Below are 17,907 nucleotides of genomic sequence, written 5' to 3' on the forward strand. Positions count from 1 at the left end.
CGCTTCGCGTCCCAGCGCGAGCAAGCTCGCTCGCCACAGCCACAGCCACAGCCACAGCCACAGCCACAGGGAGAGGTGGGAGTCAGCGCAAGACGGTGACGATATCCGCCACGCTGCTCAATACGTCCTTGCCCAACTGCCTGGAGCGCTCACCCGACCAGCCGGTTTTCGGGTTGGGCGCGTCGTCGTTGTCCTTGAAGGGCATCTCCAGGGTCAGCGACAGGCAGTCATACTTTTCGCCCACCGCGTTGCAGGCCAGGGTCATATTGGCTTCGCCCGGCAGGTCGCGGGTGTAACCGTGGGTGGTCTGGAAATCGCGGGTGAGGGCGCTCAAGTGGCTGCGGAAGCGCTTTTCCAGCGCCTCGATACGTGGCGTGTAGCCCGGGTTGCCTTCGCAGCCAGCGGTGAATACGTAGGGGATTTCTTCGTCGCCGTGGATATCGAGGAACAGGTCGACGCCGTATTTTTCCATCTGTTCCTGGGCGAACAGCACTTCGGGGCTGATGTCCTGGCTGGCGCTTTGCCAGGCACGGTTGAGGTCCTGGCCCATGGCATTGGTGCGCAAATGGCCGTGGAAGGCACCATCAGGGTTCATGTTGGGGATCAGGTACAGGTCGGCGACGGACAGCAGCTTTTTCAGCTCGTCATCACCGTCCTGTTGCAGGCGTTCGATGATGCCTTCCATAAACCATTCGGCCATGTGCTCGCCGGGATGTTGTTGGGCGATGATCCAGACCTTGCGCTGGCCTTCGCCCCCCTTGCCACGCCGCAGCAACTGAATATCACGGCCTTCGGCGCTTTTGCCGGTGGCGAGCAGTTGGGTACCGGCACGGTTGATGGCCTGTTCGATCAGCCAGTCGTGGCGTTCACGGCTGTAAGGTTCGAAGTAGGCAAACCACGCGTGTTTCTCGCGGGTTTCCAGGGTGATGTGCAGCGTTTCGCCGTCAAAGCGCGTGGGCACGCGGAACCAGTTGATGTGGTCGTAGGACGCCACGGCGTTGTAGCCGCTCCAGGCATTCTTGTAGGAAGACTGGCTCGCGTTGCTCAGGCGAAAGTTGTGGGTGTGCCCCACATGCATGCCTTCTGCCTTGAAGTGAAACCATTGGAAATGCGGGCTGCGGGTATCGGGTTTGATGGCCAGCAGCAATTGATACGCGTCGCTGGCATCCAGGACCTGGATGTTGCCGCTGTCGAAGTCGGTGCTGATCTTGATGGAGGTCAAGGCCACGGTCATAGTCTGGCTGCCTGAATATGAGTGTTGTGGCGGATATCTTACACAGGAGTCAGGCAAAATCTTGATGCAAAATTGTTGCGCGGGGGGAGGGGGCGTCATCCATGACGCGCCAGCAGCTTAGAATCTATGAGATTGATTCTCAAGCGCTATTTCGCAAAGATCCGGGCTAGAGCGTTCGTGTGGCTTTCTTTTGGCGATAGTCTTTTGCTACCATGCGCGCCATCAAGCAACACACAGTCTTCATTAGCCTGAAGCCACGCCAGGGAAACTGGCAAAAAAAAGACCCGGCCAAAGAGCCGGGTCAAAAACCGTGATTAGCCTGATGAGGAGATATTCCAAGAGTCCGACCTAAGGTCCCTTGGTCTATCGACTGATCTCGCGATCAGCTGGGTCCAATAATAATCATTATCATTTGCAAGTCAAATGTTTTTATCCGTGAGATAGAAATATTTTTCTTCGCGTCTGTTATCCGCTTGCCTGACTCGAAGCAGGCACCTGCAACGACCGCTCTACCATCGCTTTCGCCATATCAATCAAATACACCACCGAGAACGCCAGGTCGCGCTGGTTGCCCTGATGGCTGCTCGCCGATTCGTAAGCCGTGGCCGCAGCACTGCGCAGCAGATCGGAAGCGTGCACTAGGGCTTCTTCCTGGCTGATGCCGGGCTTGATGGCGAAAAAGTTTCCGTCCGGCAGCGGTGCCGACAGCTCTTCCTTCAAGTAATAGTCCAATGCGCGCTGGGCAGCGCCACTGCTGCGCATGCCATGCAGCTCGTCATTTTGGGGGCTGTCGGGCAGGAGGTACGGGGCGGTCGTCATAGAGTTGTGTACTCGGTCAGTGGGCGAAAATCCATAGAGCCGATATTAGTACGTATCGTATTTATGTCATTTTATGGATTACTACAAACTGTTTATTGCCCGGAAAAATACGCACCGTATTGTCAGGCCCCATGGATAAATGGATAGCGTTGGTCAAAGCCAACATGAAAGACCGCAAGGTCACACAAGACGAACTGGCCGAACGCCTGGGCATGTCCCAAGGCGGCGTAGGCCATTGGCTCAACAAGCGCCGGGTTCCCAGCCTGGCGGATATGAACCGGGTGCTCGCCGAGCTGGGGTTGGAGTACCTGGAAGTCGCGCTGGAAATTCGTGAAAGGGTCGACGAACACCCCGCTGCGGAAAAACACTACAACCCGTATTTCCGCTACCCGGTCAGTGACTGGAAAGGCGTCTGCGAAATTCGCGAAGAACGCCCGGCCTACGGCGCCGCACGTTTCGAATTGACTGACTACCACGCCCGTGGCGAAGCCTTCTGGCTGCCCGTGACGGGCGACGCCATGACCGCCCCCAGCGGCCTGAGCATCGGCGCCGGGATGATGATTCTGGTCGATCCGGCCATCGACGCCGAGCCCGGCAAGTTGGTGGTCGCCCAATGGGCCGACAGCCCCCAGGCAACCTTCCGGCAGTTGATGGAAGAAAGCGGCCAGCTTTACCTGATACCCCTCAACCCCACCTATCCCAAGCAGCTGTTCACCGAGGATTGCCGAGTGCTCGGCGTGGTGGTGCAGGCCACGGCGAAGTTTTAGTCCGCCGTTTCCAGTTCTACCAGCGCGCTGCCTTCGGCAACCATTTCGCCTTCCTGGCAAAACAGCGCCTTGACCACACCCGCCTGGGGCGCGCGGATGCTGTGCTCCATCTTCATCGCCTCCAGCACCACCAATTGCGTGCCGGCCTCAACGGCTTGGCCGACGTCCACCAACACCCGCACGATGCTGCCGTTCATCGGGGCTGTCAGGCCGCCTTGATGGGAAGCGTTGGCCTCGACAGCTGCAATCGGGTCAAACAAGCTTATAGCCTGCATCTCGCCGTCCCAGCGCAGGTACACCGTGCCTTCGTGACGCACGGCAAGGTGGTTGCGACGGATGCCGTCACGCTCGATCACCAACTGTTCGCCCTGCAAGTACGCAGCGTGATCTTCCAGGGTCACCAAACGGTCCTGACCCGCGCAGCTCAGGTGCAGCGAGATCTCTGCCGGCAACCCGGCGCGAAACCCGCGCGTATCCGCCCAAGGACCTTCACCCGCCGGCAAGCTCTGCATAAAGGCCGTGCCCGCCGCTTGCCAGAACCCGTCGCTCAATTCGCCGGGAATGGGCAGCAGCTCATCCTGATAACGCGGGATAAACCCGGTATCCAATTCTGCCGCTGCAAATGCCGGGTGGCCGATGATGCGCCGCAAGAAGCCAAGGTTGGTCTTCAGCCCACCGACCGCAAATTCATCCAGCATGGCCAGCAACCGCAGACGCGCCTGTTCGCGGTCTTCACCCCAGGCGATCAGTTTGCCGAGCATCGGGTCGTAAAAGGGCGAAACACTGTCGCCCTGTGCGACGCCGCTGTCCACGCGGCGGCCAGGGCCGATTGCCGATTCCCGGTACAGCGCTAACTGCCCGGTCGCCGGCAGGAAATCATTGGCCGGGTCTTCGGCGTACAGCCGTACTTCAATTGCATGCCCGATCAGCGGCACCTGTTCCTGGGTGATCGGCAGCGCTTCCCCCTGCGCGACACGAATCTGCCAGGCCACCAGGTCGAGGCCGGTAATCGCCTCGGTCACCGGGTGTTCCACCTGCAGCCGCGTGTTCATCTCCATAAAGAAAAACTCGCCACGGGCGTCCAGCAAAAACTCCACCGTGCCCGCACCCACGTACCCGATGGCCTGGGCTGCACGCACGGCGGCTTCGCCCATGGCCTTGCGTTGTTCAACGCTCAAACCGGGCGCGGGTGCTTCTTCCACGACCTTCTGGTGCCGACGCTGAATCGAGCAATCGCGCTCGTTCAGGTACAGGCAATGGCCGTGCTGATCGGCAAACACCTGGATCTCTACATGCCGGGGTTTGAGCAGGTATTTCTCCACCAGCATCTGCCCGTTGCCGAAAGAGGACAGCGCCTCACGTTGAGCAGAGGCCAGCGCCTCGGCGAGTTGGCTGACATCCTCGACCACCTTCATGCCTTTGCCGCCACCACCGGCCGTGGCTTTGAGCAGCACCGGGTAGCCGATGCGCTCACAGGCGGCGCGGAAGGTTTCCAGGTCTTGCGCTTCGCCGTGATAACCCGGTACCAACGGCACTCCGGCGGTTTCCATCAAGGCCTTGGCCGCGGATTTGCTGCCCATCGCATCAATGGCCGAGGCGGGCGGACCGAGGAAGATCAACCCGGCGGCCTCAATGGCGCGGGCAAAGCCTGGGTTTTCCGACAGGAAGCCATAGCCCGGATGAATCGCCTGGGCGCCGCTGGCCTGGGCGGCGGCGATGATTTTGTCGATTTGCAGATAGCTTTCGTTGGCTTTGCTGCCACCCAGGTCCACTCGAATATCCGCCTCACGGCTGTGGCGTGCATCGCGGTCGATGGCGCTGTGTACAGCCACGGTGGTCAGGCCCATGGCTTTGGCGGTGCGCATGACCCGGCAGGCAATCTCGCCACGGTTGGCCACCAGCACGGTGGTCAATGGTTTGCTCATAAACGTGGCTCCTGGGCTTGCCAGCTGGGCGGGCGTTTTTGCAGGAAGGACCGCAAACCTTCCTGGCCCTCTGGGCTGACACGAATCCGCGCAATGGCATTTTCGCAGTAACGGCGCAGGGCCGGGGTGAGGGCGCCGTTGCCCACTTCACGTAACAGATCCTTGCTGGAGCGCATCGCGGCCGGGCTGTTTTGCAGCAGGTTGGCGACCCATTTTTCGACCTGTTGATCCAGCTCGGCGGCCGGATAGCTTTCCGCCAGCAAGCCGATCTCCCGCGCGCGCTGGCCGCCAAAACGTTCGGCGGTCAGGGCATAACGCCGGGCGGCGCGTTCGCCGATGGCCTTGACCACGAACGGGCTGATCACCGCCGGGGCGAGGCCGATGCGCACTTCCGACAAACAGAACTGCGCGTCATCGGCGCCAATCGCCATGTCGCAGCAACTGATCAGACCCAGCGCGCCGCCATAGGCTGCACCTTGCACCACCGCCAGGGACGGGATTTTCAGCTTGGCCAGGTTGTACATCAGTTCTGCCAGCTCGCGGGCGTCGTCCAGGTTGGTGTGGTAGTCGAGTTCGGCAGACTGTTGCATCCAGGCCAGATCGGCGCCGGCGCTGAAGTGCCTGCCACGCCCGCGCAACACCAGAAAGCGCAGGGACGCGTCGCTTTGCACCTGGTCGAGGGCGATGATCAGTTCGCGGATCATCTCGGCATTGAACGCGTTGTTCTTTTCTTCACGGCTGAGCCACAGCGTGGCGAAACCACGGCTGTCGGTGATCAGTTCGAGGGTGTTGAAATCGCTCATGGGGTACGGCTCCATTTACATGCGGAACACGCCGAAGCGGCTCGGCTCGATGGGGGCATTCAGCGAAGCGGACAAGGCCAGGGCCAACACGTCGCGGGTCTGCAGCGGGTCGATGACGCCGTCATCCCACAGGCGCGCGCTGGAATAGTAGGGGTGGCCCTGGGTTTCGTACTGGTCGAGGATCGGCTGCTTGATCGCGCTTTCTTCCTCGGCACTGAACCCGCTGCCCGCGCGTTCGGCCTGCTCGCGCTTGACCTGCACCAGCACGCCGGCCGCCTGTTCGGCACCCATCACGCCGATGCGCGCATTCGGCCACATCCACAAAAAGCGCGGGTCATAGGCGCGGCCGCACATGCCGTAGTTACCGGCGCCAAAGCTGCCGCCGATGATGACCGTGAATTTCGGCACCTTGGCGCACGCCACCGCCGTCACCAGCTTGGCGCCGTGCTTGGCGATACCGCCAGCCTCGTATTTTTGGCCAACCATAAACCCGGTGATGTTCTGCAGGAACAGCAGGGGAATACCGCGTTGGCAGGCCAGTTCGATAAAGTGCGCGCCTTTTTGCGCAGCTTCGGCGAACAAAATGCCGTTGTTGGCCAGGATCGCCATCGGGTAGCCGTGCAAATGCGCAAAACCGCACACCAGCGTGGTGCCGAACAGTGCCTTGAACTCATCAAACACCGAACCGTCCACCAGCCGTGCGATGACTTCACGCACGTCAAACGGCTGCTTGGCGTCGGCCGGGATCACGCCGTAAAGCTCCTCGCTGCTGTACAACGGCGCGATGGGCGGGCGTTGCAACAGTTCGCCCTGTTTGCGCCAATTGAGGTTGGCCACGCTGCGCCGCGCAAGGGCCAGGGCGTGTTCGTCACTGTCGGCATAGTGGTCGGCCACGCCGGAAATCTTGCAGTGCACATCGGCGCCACCCAGGTCTTCGGCGCTGACCACTTCGCCGGTCGCGGCCTTCACCAGCGGTGGCCCGGCGAGGAAGATGGTGGCCTGCTGGCGCACCATGATCGCCTCGTCCGCCATCGCCGGCACGTAGGCGCCGCCGGCGGTGCACGAGCCCATCACCACGGCAATTTGCGGAATACCCTGGGCGCTCATGTTGGCCTGGTTGAAGAAAATGCGCCCGAAATGCTCGCGGTCCGGGAAGACTTCATCCTGGCGCGGCAGGTTGGCGCCACCGGAGTCCACCAGGTAAATGCACGGCAGGCGGTTCTGCTCGGCGATGGTCTGGGCGCGCAGGTGTTTTTTCACGGTGAGCGGGTAGTAGGAGCCGCCTTTTACCGTGGCATCGTTGGCGACGATCATGCATTCGACGCCTTCCACGCGGCCAATGCCAGCGATCACGCCGGCAGCCGGCACGTCTTCGCCGTACACCTGATGAGCCGCCAATTGGCTCAGCTCAAGAAACGGCGAGCCCGGATCCAGCAGGCGGTTGATACGTTCGCGGGGCAGCAGCTTGCCGCGCGAGGTGTGGCGTTCCTGGGCTTTCGCGCCGCCGCCTTGCTGCACCTGGGCGAGCAGGGTGTGAAGGGCGTCGACCTGCTGGCGCATGGCCGCACTGTTGGCGGCAAATTCCGGCGAGCGCGGGTTGAGCTGGGTGTGCAAGGTGGCCATGTGGCGCGCTCCTTCAGCGGGTTTCGTTGAAGAGTTCGCGACCGATCAGCATCCGGCGAATCTCACTGGTGCCGGCGCCGATTTCGTACAGCTTGGCATCGCGCAACAGGCGCCCGGCGGGGAATTCATTGATGTAGCCGTTGCCGCCGAGAATCTGGATGGCATCCAGGGCCATTTGCGTGGCGCGTTCGGCGCTGTAGAGGATCACCCCGGCGGCGTCCTTGCGCGTGGTTTCGCCGCGCTCGCAGGCCTGGGCCACTGCGTAGAGGTAGGCACGGCTGGCATTCAATTGGGTGTACATGTCGGCGACCTTGCCCTGGATCAGCTGGAATTCGCCGATGCTCTGGCCGAACTGCTTGCGGTCGTGGATGTAGGGCACGATCAGGTCCATGCAGGCCTGCATGATCCCGGTGGGGCCGCCGGAGAGCACCACGCGTTCGTAGTCGAGACCGCTCATCAACACTTTCACGCCGCCGTTGAGGATGCCGAGGATGTTTTCTTCGGGCACTTCCACGTCGTCGAAAAACAGCTCGCAGGTGTTGGAGCCGCGCATGCCGAGCTTGTCGAACTTGTTGCTGCGGCTGAAGCCTTTCCAGTCGCGCTCGACAATAAAAGCGGTGATGCCGTGAGGGCCTTTTTCCAGGTCGGTCTTGGCGTAGATCACGTAGGTACTGGCGTCGGGGCCGTTGGTGATCCAGGTTTTGCTGCCGTTGAGCACGTAATGGTTGCCGCGCTTGTCGGCGCGCAGTTTCATCGAGACTACATCGGAGCCCGCATTCGGCTCGCTCATGGCCAGGGCGCCGACGTGCTCGCCGCTGATCAGTTTGGGCAGGTATTTGAGTTTCTGCTCGTGGTTGCCGTTGCGGTTGATCTGGTTCACACACAGGTTGGAATGCGCACCGTAGGACAGCGCCACCGACGCCGAGCCGCGGCTGATTTCTTCCATGGCCACCACGTGGGCCAGGTAACCCAGGCCTGCGCCGCCGTATTCTTCCGGCACGGTGATGCCGAGCAGGCCCATGTCACCGAATTTGCGCCACAGGTCGGCGGGGAACAGGTTGTCGCTGTCGATCTGCGCCGCGCGGGGCGCGATCTCCTTGGCCACGAAGGCCTGCACCTGGTCGCGCAGCATGTCGATGGTTTCACCGAGGGCGAAGTTCAGGGACGGGTAACTCATGGACAGGCACCTTAATGTGAGCTTTGTTTTTGTGTGGACGGCGCCGGGGGAAGGGCGCTCACCTTTACGTTAACGTAAGCTTGCGTTGCGAGGCTGTCAATCGTAGTTTACGTTTACGTCAAGCAGCCGCCGTCCACCTTACAAAAAAGACAAAAGGGGTCGTTATGGATCAACCGAACCCGAGCTACAGCCGTGGCTCTCAGGACAAGACCTTGCTGGCCATGACCATTGGTCAGGCCTTCGATAACACCGCTGCGCAGTACCCGGACGGCGAGGCCCTCGTGGTCCGCCACCAGCAACGTCGCTACACCTGGCGACAATTGGCCGAGACCGTTGATCTGCATGCCCGCGCGTTTATGGCGCTGGGCATGCAGACTGGCGACCGTTTGGGCATCTGGTCGCCCAATTGCGCCGAGTGGTGCATCAGCCAGATCGCCAGCGCCAAGCTGGGTGTGATTCTGGTCAACATCAACCCGGCCTATCGCAGCAGTGAACTGGAATACGTGCTCAAGCAATCCGGCTGTCAGTGGCTGGTGTGTGCCGGGTCGTTCAAGACCTCGGATTACCACGCGATGTTGCTGGAATTGAAGCCCGACTTGCGTGGCATGATCAGCCTCGACCCCAACCCGCCCTCCGGCTTTCTGCCCTGGTCGCAGTTGGCGGCGCTTGGCGCAGGCATCCCGCCCGAGCAGTTGCACAGCCGGCAGGCCAGCCTGCATTTCGATCAGCCCGTGAACATCCAGTACACCTCCGGCACCACCGGCTTCCCCAAGGGGGCCACCCTCAGCCACCACAACATCCTCAATAACGGTTACATGGTCGGCGAAAGCCTGGGCCTCACGGCACAGGATCGCCTGGTGATTCCAGTGCCGCTGTATCACTGCTTCGGGATGGTGATGGGCAACCTGGGTTGCATCACCCACGGCACCACCATGATCTATCCGAATGACGGGTTTGACCCCTTGCTCACCTTGAGCGCCGTCGCCGAAGAGCGCGCCACCGGCCTGTACGGCGTGCCCACCATGTTTATCGCGATGCTCGACCACCCGCGCCGGGGTGAGTTCGCGCTCTCGACCCTGCGCACCGGCATCATGGCCGGCGCCACGTGCCCCATCGAAGTGATGCGCCGTGTCATCAGCGAGTTGCACATGAGCGAAGTACAGATTGCCTATGGCATGACCGAAACCAGCCCGGTGTCATTGCAGACCGGTGCACATGACGGCCTGGAGCGACGTGTGACCACGGTCGGGCGTACCCAGCCGCAACTGGAAAACAAAATCATCGACACCGCCGGTAACACCGTAGCGCGCGGTGAAATCGGCGAGCTGTGCACCCGTGGCTACAGCGTGATGCTCGGCTACTGGAACAACCCTGAAGGCACCCGCGACGCCATCGACGAGGCCGGCTGGATGCACACCGGCGACCTGGCGACCATGGATGCACAGGGTTACGTGTGCATTGCCGGGCGCAACAAGGACATGATCATTCGCGGTGGCGAGAACGTGTACCCGCGCGAGCTGGAGGAGTTTTTCTTCACCCACCCGGCAGTGGCGGATGTACAGGTCATCGGCATTCCCGACGAGCGCTACGGCGAAGAAATCGTCGCCTGGGTCAAGTTTCACCCTGGCCACGTGGCCAATGAACTGGAGCTGCAAACCTGGTGCAAGGGCCGCATTGCGCACTTCAAGACGCCCAGGCATTTCAAGTTCGTGGATGAGTTTCCGATGACGGTGACGGGCAAGATCCAGAAATTCCGCATGCGCGAAATTTCCATCGAAGAATTGCGAGCCCGATCCAACTAACGTCAACGGGCCCATGTGGGAGCTGGCTTGCCTGCGACAGCGGTGCATCAGGCACGGATACAGAACCTGACAGGCCGCAATCGCAGGCAAGCCAGCTCCCACAGATTGAACAGCTGAGTGTCAGGTGCAGAAAGCACAAAGGGGACCCGAAGGTCCCCTTTAATTTGTCGTTGCGTGCTCTTTTTTTATTATTGAGGGGCGGTCTATTGTTGTTTTTGGCAACCGTTACCCTTTACCGCTGTTTTTGGCGACCCCCATCCGGGGTCAAGAGCAAACGTATTTTTTTGAACGCTGATCTGCTTCTTCGTAATCGATCCAACCAGTGGGTAGCTACCTGAGGTAGTTTTATTTTTCTCTAACCGGTTGCGGGTTTCGGCATGCCGTACCCTGCGAAGCCCATCTTCTCCAAAAAAATCTGTTAGCTGCGTCTCTGCCGTGTTGTTTTTGTTATGTCAGAGTCGTTTCGTCTTATTTTTATTAGGTTTGGCGCTTTTTATTCTTGTTATGCCATAGAGATAGCAGAAGCCGTGCCAACTTCTAAAAGTCCTTTAAAATCAACGGTTTGATTTTTTTGTAGGACATGCCCTTCAGCAAATGCGACAAAATATGTTCCCGTGTTACTCGAAAGGTAGACGTGCGGTAACACATTGTCACAGCCGTTCTACTCAAACGGCATTACGTGCCTTGGCAACCCGCGAACCGGTCGGGCGGCCCAGTACCTGGCTGATTTGCTCGCCCGCGCGAATCAATGCGTCCAGGTCGATACCGGTCTCGATCCCCAAGCCGTTGAGCAGGTACACCACATCTTCAGTCGCGACGTTACCGCTGGCGCCCTTGGCGTACGGGCAGCCGCCGAGGCCCGCGATGGAGCTGTCGAACACATTGATACCCTCAAGCAGACTGGCGTAGATATTGGCGATGGCCTGGCCGTAGGTGTCATGGAAGTGACCGGCCAGCTTGTCCCGCGGCACCTGCCCTCCGACCACCTCGAACAACCGCCGCGTGGCGCCTGCCGTGCCGGTGCCGATGGTGTCGCCCAGGGAAACCTCATAGCAGCCCATGGCATACAGCTCCCGTGCGACGGCGGCCACTTGCTCCGGCGCAATTTGGCCTTCGTAGGGGCAGCCCAACACACACGACACATAGCCACGCACGCTGATGCCGTTTTGTTGGGCCGCTGCCATGATCGGTACAAAGCGCTCCAGGCTTTCGCTGATGGAACAGTTGATATTGCGTTGGGAAAACGCCTCGGAGGCTGCCGCGAACACCGCCACTTCCTTCACGCCGGCGGCCAGCGCATCTTCAAAACCGCGCAGGTTCGGGGCCAGCGCGCCATAGGTCACGCCCGCCTTGCGCTCGATCTGCGCAAACACCTCGGCAGAGCCGGCCATTTGCGGCACCCACTTGGGCGAAACAAAGCTGCCCACTTCGATATAGCCCAAGCCGGCCGCGCTCAGCGCATCCACCAGTAGCACCTTGTCGGCCACGCTGACGGGTTGTGCTTCGTTCTGCAAACCGTCGCGCGGGCCGACTTCCACCAGGCGAACGTGTGAGGGGAGAGACATGGCAATTCACCTTCTGATCAATGGCCAGCCTGGCCCATGGTTTGCGCGAGAGCCTGGGTGCAGCGCTCTTCGGCGGTGTCCAGTTCCAGTTTCATCTGTTCGATATCCAGCAATTGCTGTTCAAGCTGCTCACGACGCTCGGCGATTTTTGCCAGCATGCTGTTGAGCTGGATGTGGTTGCCGCTGCTGGGGTCGTAGAGTTCGATCAGCTCACGGCACTCTGCCAGGGAAAACCCGATGCGCTTGCCGCGCAGAATCAGCTTGAGGCTGACCTTGTCCCGCGCCGAGTAGATGCGCTCCTGGCCCCGGCGTTCCGGGGCCAGCAGGCCTTGTTCTTCATAAAAACGGATGGCGCGGGTGGTGATATCGAGCTCGCGGGCGAGGTCGGAAATACTGTAGGTGGTGCTCATGGCGGCGCTCAAGAAGGTCTTGGCGCTAAGCTAATGGCAGGTTGACGTAAACGTCAAGCAAATAGCCCGCATGGGCACTTATCCTGTGGCGAGGGAGGTTGCTCCTGCTGGGCCGCGAAGCGGCCCCAAGAGATGGGCCTGCTGCGCAGGCCAACGGGAGCAAGCTCCCTCGCCACAGAAGCGGTCAGGCTTGCTTGCCATCCAGCTTTTTCTCGTGCGCCGTCACCTGCTGGCACAACTCAATCATCTGCTCGCGCATCCAGCGGTTCGCCGGGTCCTGGTCGGTGCTTTCGTGCCAGTACAAATGGGTTTCCACCGGCGGCACGTCGTTGACCGGCAGGTTGAACCAGTGCAGTTCATGGCGGCGGGCGAAGCGTTCCGGCACGGTCATCACCATGTCGGTCTGTTGCAACACCTGCGAAGCCATCAGGTAATGCTGGGAGCGCAGGGCGATCTTGCGCTGCAGGCCCATCTTGCCCAGCGCCAGGTCCACATGGCCCAAACCGTTGCGGCGGCTGGAAATATGGATATGGGTCAGCCCCAGGTAGTCATCCAGGGTCAACTTGTCTTTGCCCGCCAGCGGATGGCCCTTGCGCATGGCACATACATAGCGGTCTTCCATCAGCTTGACGTGACGCACCTGGGGGTCGGTGTTGAGCGGCGCATCCACGGCAAAATCCAGGCGTCCGGCAGCCAGTTCCTTGGTGGTTTCGCGACGTTTGGACAGAAAGCTCTCGATCACCACCGTCGGTGCCAGGCGGCGCAGGCGCTGGAACAGCAGCGGCAAAATCACCGCTTCGGTGAGGTCGGTCATGCTGATGCGATAGGTTTTGGCCGCTTGCTGGGGGTTGAAAATCCGGCTTTCCTGCACCGACACCCGCAGCAACGACAATGCGTTGCGCACCGGGCCGATGATGTTTTGCGCCATCGGGGTGGGCACCATGCCTTGGGCGGTACGCACAAAGAGCGGGTCGTTGAAGGTTTCGCGCAAGCGCGCCAGGGCGTTGGACACCGCCGGCTGAGTGATGCCCACGATCTGCCCGGCGCGGGTCAGGTTGGCTTCGGTGTAGATCGCGTCGAAGACGATGAAGAGGTTAAGGTCGACCTTGCTCAGATTCATTGCGTTGCGCTCTTATTGTTAGGTGCCGATAGGCCGATCATATATCGGTGATGAATGTTAATACACGCCGAGAATAGGCTAGGTAAATTATCAACGCTGTTCTAGCATCGATTGCATGACCTAAACAACCTCTCAAAGAAGGGAGCTGCTCATGGATTTCGCCTATTCGCCCAAGGTTCAGGAACTGCGTGAACGCGTCACCGCGTTCATGGATGCTTACGTTTACCCGGCCGAGCCGGTGTTTGAACGCCAGGTCAGCGAAGGCGACCGCTGGCAGCCCACCGCCATCATGGAAGAGTTGAAAGCCAAGGCTAAGGCTGACGGCCTGTGGAACCTGTTTTTGCCCGAGTCCGAACTGGGTGCGGGCCTGACCAACCTCGAATACGCACCGCTGGCCGAAATCATGGGTCGCTCGCTGCTGGGTCCGGAGCCGTTCAACTGCTCGGCTCCCGACACCGGCAACATGGAAGTGCTGGTGCGCTACGCCAACGAAGAACAGAAACAACGCTGGCTGGAACCGCTGCTGCGCGGTGAGATCCGTTCGGCGTTCGCCATGACCGAACCTGACGTAGCCTCCTCGGACGCCACCAACATGGCTGCGCGCGCCGAGCGCCAGGGCGACGAATGGGTGATCAACGGCAAGAAATGGTGGACCTCCGGCGCCTGCGACCCACGCTGCAAGATCCTGATCTTCATGGGCCTGAGCAACCCGGACGCGCCGCGCCATCAGCAGCACTCCATGATCCTGGTGCCGGTGGACACCCCCGGCGTGAAAATCGTGCGCCCGTTGCCGGTGTTCGGCTACGACGACGCGCCCCACGGCCACGCTGAAGTGCTGTTCGACAACGTGCGCGTGCCGTACGAAAACGTGCTGTTGGGTGAAGGCCGTGGCTTTGAAATCGCCCAGGGCCGCCTGGGGCCGGGCCGTATCCACCACTGCATGCGCTCCATCGGCATGGCCGAACGGGCACTGGAATTGATGTGCAAACGCTCCGTCAGTCGTACCGCGTTCGGCAAGCCGTTGGCACGCCTGGGCGGCAATATCGACAAGATCGCCGACTCACGCATGGAAATCGACATGGCGCGCCTGTTGACCCTGAAAGCGGCGTACATGATGGACACCGTGGGTAACAAAGTCGCGAAAAGCGAAATCGCCCAGATCAAGGTGGTGGCGCCGAACGTGGCGCTGAAGGTGATCGACCGCGCGATTCAGATGCATGGCGGCGCAGGAGTATCGAATGACTTCCCGCTGGCCTACATGTACGCCATGCAACGCACCCTGCGCCTGGCCGATGGGCCGGACGAAGTGCACCGCGCGGCGATCGGCAAGTTCGAGATCGGCAAGTATGTGCCCAAAGAACTGATGCGCAGCGGGCAGTAACACCGCGTCGCCTGCATCGCGGGCAAGCCCGCTCCCACATTTGACCGAGTTCCAACTTGAGAATGCGACCGAGTGCAGGAGCGGGCTTGCCCGCGATGAGGCCAGTGTTTACAGCACAAAGCCCAAGGTTCAGTACACCCAAACCTCTACCCGCCGATTCTTGATCCGCCCCTCATCGGCTGTATTCGCCGCCACCGGCATCTGTGCGCCGAACCCGCGAATATCCCGCAACACCACGCCGCTTTTCACCAGTTCGCGCCGTACCGCCATCGCTCGCAATTTCGAGAGTAAAGCCGCCCGCTGCGGGTCATTCTTGGCATCGCCAAACCCCACCAGCGTCACCTGTTTGTCCAATTTGTCATGGCTTTTCAAATAGGCCACCACCCGCTGCAAGTCCTGGCGTGCCTTGTTGTCCAGGCTGGCACTGCCTTCTTCGAAGCGAAAATTCACGGTCAAACGCTGGGCGTCACGGGCGATGGCCTGGTAGTCCTCGGGCATGGAGGCACGCGGTTCCACCGCGATGGCTTGCACGTGCTGCGCAATAAACCCGTTGGCCGCGACGATTGCCTGGCCCTTGCTGCTCTGGGCGAAACTCACCAGCGCGTTGGCCCACAGGTTGTGCCCCGACGGCGGCAGGTAAAAATACAGCCGGCGCGACAGCGGGTAATCCTCGGTGGCAATCAGGCTGGTGATCGGCAGCATGGGCTGCGAGTCGCCGTCGACAATCGCCACCGCCTTGGCCTGGCGCACATAGGGCAGGCCGATAAACCCGATGCCTTGAGGGTCATGGCTGACCGCGTCGGACAATTCTTCGCTGGATTCAAACCGCTTGGCGTCAGGGGCGAGGGGTTTACCGCGCAGGCGCAGCACCAGTTCCTTGAACGTGTCGTAGGTGCCGGATTGATCATCGCGGGCGTACAGATGAATCGCGCCGCCGACGCCGCCCAGTGCTTCCCAGGTCGTGATTTCGCCGTTGAAAATCTGCGCCAACTGCTCGGTGGTCAAGGTATTCAGTGGGTTGCGCGGGTTGAGGATGATCGCCAGCCCGTCGATGGCAATCACTTGTTCGGCACCGGGGCTTTTCAGGTCGCCGAGGGGTTCCAGGTCAACCAGCTCGCTGTCCTTGATCGGGCGCGAAGACGCCGCGAGGTCGGCGCTGGCTTTTTTCAGTGCGGCAAAGCCGGTGCTGGAACCGTGGGCTGCGACTTCAATGGTCACCGTCTTGCCCTGACGCGTCTTGCCAATCACCCGTTGCTCGTTGGCGCCTTCAGCCGGCTGACTGTGCACGCCCTGCAACCCCTGGTGCTCCATCAAACCCATCACCAGTGCCGGCCCCAGCGCCGCGCCAATGGTGTTGGAACCCTGGATGCGCAACGCAGGGCCTTGATCGGGAACGGGGAGGGGACTAGCAGCAGCGTAGAAGGGGAAAACAGTCAGCAGAAACAGAACGCGCAGCTTCATGCCGGCACCTTCTCAAGCCAAAGGGAGTGTCGGGAGATTAAGTCAGGCAGGTTGCATAAATATGACGGGCACACCCCAGGTTCAAATGTGGGAGCTGGCAAGCCAGCTCCCACACTCAATAGTGTTGTTAGCTCAATTCGAGCCAGATCGGCGCATGGTCGGAAGGTTTCTCCAGCCCGCGCAATTCGTAATCCACCCCCGCATTCTTGACCCGCGACACCAGGCCATTGGAGGCCAGGATCACATCAATCCGCAGCCCGCGCTTGGGCTCATCTTCAAACCCGCGGCTGCGGTAGTCGAACCAGCTGAAGCGGTCCGCGACGTCCGGGTTCAGATGACGGAAGCTGTCCACCAGGCCCCAGTTTTTCAGGCGGGCCATCCACTCGCGCTCTTCCGGCAGGAAGCTGCACTTGCCGGTTTTCAGCCAGCGCTTGGCATTGTCGGCGCCGATGCCAATATCGATATCTTCCGGTGAGATGTTGATGTCACCCATCACCACCAGCGGTTGGTCGTTCTTGAACTGGCTTTCCAGCAGTTGCTGCAAATCTTCGTAGAAGCGTTGCTTGGCCGGGAATTTGGTCGGGTGGTCGCGGCTTTCGCCCTGGGGGAAGTAGCCGTTCATCACGGTGATCGACTGGCCATGTTCGTCGGCGAAGGTGCCCCAGATAAAGCGGCGCTGGGCATCCTCTTCGTCGCTGGCGAAACCTTTGTGCAGGCTCAGAGCCGGTTTGCGAGACAACAGGGCCACGCCGTAGTGGCCTTTCTGCCCGTGGAAATACACGTGATAGCCCAGGGCCTCTACTTCGGCCAGCGGGAACTGGTCATCGTGTACCTTGGTTTCCTGCAGGCCGATGATATCCGGTTGGTGTTTCTCGATCAGTGCCGCCAGCTGATGAGGGCGGGCGCGCAGCCCGTTGATGTTGAAGGAGACGATTTTCATGGTCGGCAGTCCAGTCTGGCAAAAGGGCGATGCTAGCCGACAAGTCGGACGGGGGCCAGCGTGGCGGTAGGGCAGATGCGCTGCTAATGTCTGGGAACGACTGGTGCCGCGTAAGTTCGTACCTATAAGAGCGTCATCCTTTTCAATGGCGCCCAGGGAGATTGACCGTATGCCTGACACGCCGACTGCCATTGCCGACATCCGCCTGCTCAACAGCGGTTATTCCCGCGAAGCCCGCTCGCTGCTGTACCAGGCTTACCGGCATGAGCCGACGTTTGCCTATATCTTCGAAGCCGAGCGGCCGGGTTACGAACAGCGTGTGCGCGCCACGGTGCGGGAACTGGTCAAGCAACACTTCTTTCAAAAACTGCCCGCCATCGGGTTGTTCGTCAACGACCGGCTGATCGGCATTGCCCTGATCGCGCCTCCGCAACGGCGCCTGGGCATCACCGAAAGCTGGGCCTGGCAGATTCGCATGTGGCTGAGCACCGGCGTACGGGGTACCCGGCGCTATCTGGATTACCATCACGCCGTGCTGGCCTGCCTGCCCGGAGATTCAGTGCACGTACTGCCATTGTTGGGCATTCACCCGCAATTCCAGGGCAAGCATTACGGCGAGCAACTGCTGGAAGCGGTGCACAACTGGTGCGCGGAAGACCCGCATTCGTCCGGTGTGGTGCTCGATACGGGCAACTCGCGTTATCTGGAGTTCTACAAGCGTCAGGGCTACGAGGAAATCGGTGAAGTTGCAGTAGGACCGGTCCTGGAGCACGTGTTTTTTCATGCCAACCCCCAGGCGTTACAGGCTGCAACGGTTTGAGACAGAATTATTCAGACAATTCCGGGTTCAAAGAGTCTCCCAAGCTCGTGTAGCATCCGC

15 protein-coding genes are annotated in these 17,907 nt (G+C 60.6%); 4 read left to right on the plus strand and 11 right to left on the minus strand.

Translation table 11 applies throughout. The features are described from left to right. Positions 1–82 precede the first annotated feature (82 nt). The gene (locus ATI14_RS18630) at positions 83–1,234 is read right to left on the minus strand and encodes a M14 family metallopeptidase (protein WP_016974071.1); all 1,152 of its coding nucleotides are present in this window, start codon (positions 1,232–1,234) and stop codon (positions 83–85) included. A 465-nt stretch (positions 1,235–1,699) separates the two neighbouring features. Continuing rightward, positions 1,700–2,053: a DUF6124 family protein gene (locus tag ATI14_RS18635; RefSeq protein WP_016974070.1), complete on the minus strand. Its 354-nt coding sequence runs from the start codon at positions 2,051–2,053 to the stop codon at positions 1,700–1,702. A 131-nt stretch (positions 2,054–2,184) separates the two neighbouring features. Here ATI14_RS18635 and ATI14_RS18640 point away from each other — a divergent pair, with 131 nt between their 5' ends. After that, positions 2,185–2,820 (plus strand): LexA family protein, encoded by a 636-nt coding sequence (locus tag ATI14_RS18640; RefSeq protein WP_016974069.1) that lies wholly within the window; start codon positions 2,185–2,187, stop codon positions 2,818–2,820. Here ATI14_RS18640 and ATI14_RS18645 read toward each other — a convergent pair. Genes ATI14_RS18645 through ATI14_RS18660 form a run of 4 tightly spaced genes read right to left on the minus strand, consistent with a single transcriptional unit; the run spans position 2,817 to position 8,348 of the window. Further along, complete coding sequence (locus ATI14_RS18645) at positions 2,817–4,745, minus strand: acetyl/propionyl/methylcrotonyl-CoA carboxylase subunit alpha (protein WP_080520403.1); 1,929 nt, start codon at positions 4,743–4,745, stop codon at positions 2,817–2,819. The genes ATI14_RS18640 and ATI14_RS18645 overlap by 4 nt on opposite strands. Then, entirely contained in the window at positions 4,742–5,548 is an 807-nt protein-coding gene (locus tag ATI14_RS18650; protein ID WP_016974068.1) for a gamma-carboxygeranoyl-CoA hydratase, read from the minus strand. The genes ATI14_RS18645 and ATI14_RS18650 overlap by 4 nt, the downstream gene beginning before the upstream one ends. Positions 5,549–5,563: 15 nt before the next feature. Beyond that, the gene (locus ATI14_RS18655; protein WP_016974067.1) at positions 5,564–7,171 is read right to left on the minus strand and encodes a carboxyl transferase domain-containing protein; all 1,608 of its coding nucleotides are present in this window, start codon (positions 7,169–7,171) and stop codon (positions 5,564–5,566) included. A gap of 13 nt (positions 7,172–7,184) precedes the next feature. Then, positions 7,185–8,348, minus strand: coding sequence for an isovaleryl-CoA dehydrogenase (locus ATI14_RS18660; RefSeq protein ID WP_016974066.1), 1,164 nt, complete (start codon positions 8,346–8,348; stop codon positions 7,185–7,187). Between the two features lie 164 nt (positions 8,349–8,512). On the opposite strand from ATI14_RS18660, the gene ATI14_RS18665 reads away from it, so the two are divergent. After that, positions 8,513–10,150 carry an AMP-binding protein gene (locus ATI14_RS18665; protein ID WP_016974065.1) on the plus strand — a complete coding sequence of 546 codons (1,638 nt, stop codon included), beginning with the start codon at positions 8,513–8,515 and terminating at the stop codon, positions 10,148–10,150. Positions 10,151–10,815: 665 nt separating this feature from the next. Here the strand turns inward: ATI14_RS18665 and ATI14_RS18670 are convergent. The 3 genes from ATI14_RS18670 to ATI14_RS18680 form a co-directional block, all read right to left on the minus strand. Next, positions 10,816–11,715 (minus strand): hydroxymethylglutaryl-CoA lyase, encoded by a 900-nt coding sequence (locus tag ATI14_RS18670; protein WP_016974064.1) that lies wholly within the window; start codon positions 11,713–11,715, stop codon positions 10,816–10,818. A gap of 17 nt (positions 11,716–11,732) precedes the next feature. Continuing rightward, positions 11,733–12,125, minus strand: coding sequence for a MerR family transcriptional regulator (locus ATI14_RS18675; protein ID WP_016974063.1), 393 nt, complete (start codon positions 12,123–12,125; stop codon positions 11,733–11,735). A gap of 184 nt (positions 12,126–12,309) precedes the next feature. Next, on the minus strand, positions 12,310–13,245 hold the full coding sequence (locus ATI14_RS18680; protein ID WP_016974062.1) for a LysR family transcriptional regulator: 936 nt from the start codon (positions 13,243–13,245) through the stop codon (positions 12,310–12,312). Positions 13,246–13,396: 151 nt separating this feature from the next. On the opposite strand from ATI14_RS18680, the gene ATI14_RS18685 reads away from it, so the two are divergent. Further along, entirely contained in the window at positions 13,397–14,626 is a 1,230-nt protein-coding gene (locus ATI14_RS18685; protein WP_016974061.1) for an acyl-CoA dehydrogenase, read from the plus strand. A 129-nt stretch (positions 14,627–14,755) separates the two neighbouring features. On the opposite strand, the gene ATI14_RS18690 is transcribed toward ATI14_RS18685, so the two are convergent. Together ATI14_RS18690 and xthA are read right to left on the minus strand one after the other, a co-directional pair. Continuing rightward, positions 14,756–16,087: a substrate-binding domain-containing protein gene (locus tag ATI14_RS18690; protein WP_016974060.1), complete on the minus strand. Its 1,332-nt coding sequence runs from the start codon at positions 16,085–16,087 to the stop codon at positions 14,756–14,758. A gap of 127 nt (positions 16,088–16,214) precedes the next feature. Next, positions 16,215–17,027 (minus strand): exodeoxyribonuclease III, encoded by an 813-nt coding sequence (xthA, locus tag ATI14_RS18695; protein ID WP_017255589.1) that lies wholly within the window; start codon positions 17,025–17,027, stop codon positions 16,215–16,217. Positions 17,028–17,196: 169 nt separating this feature from the next. Between xthA and ATI14_RS18700 the strand changes: the two genes are divergently transcribed. Further along, on the plus strand, positions 17,197–17,847 hold the full coding sequence (locus tag ATI14_RS18700; protein ID WP_016974058.1) for a GNAT family N-acetyltransferase: 651 nt from the start codon (positions 17,197–17,199) through the stop codon (positions 17,845–17,847). The last annotated feature ends 60 nt before the right edge of the window (positions 17,848–17,907 follow it).

It is taken from the genome of Pseudomonas tolaasii NCPPB 2192 (genome assembly GCF_002813445.1).
GTDB classification, from domain to species: domain Bacteria; phylum Pseudomonadota; class Gammaproteobacteria; order Pseudomonadales; family Pseudomonadaceae; genus Aquipseudomonas; species Aquipseudomonas tolaasii.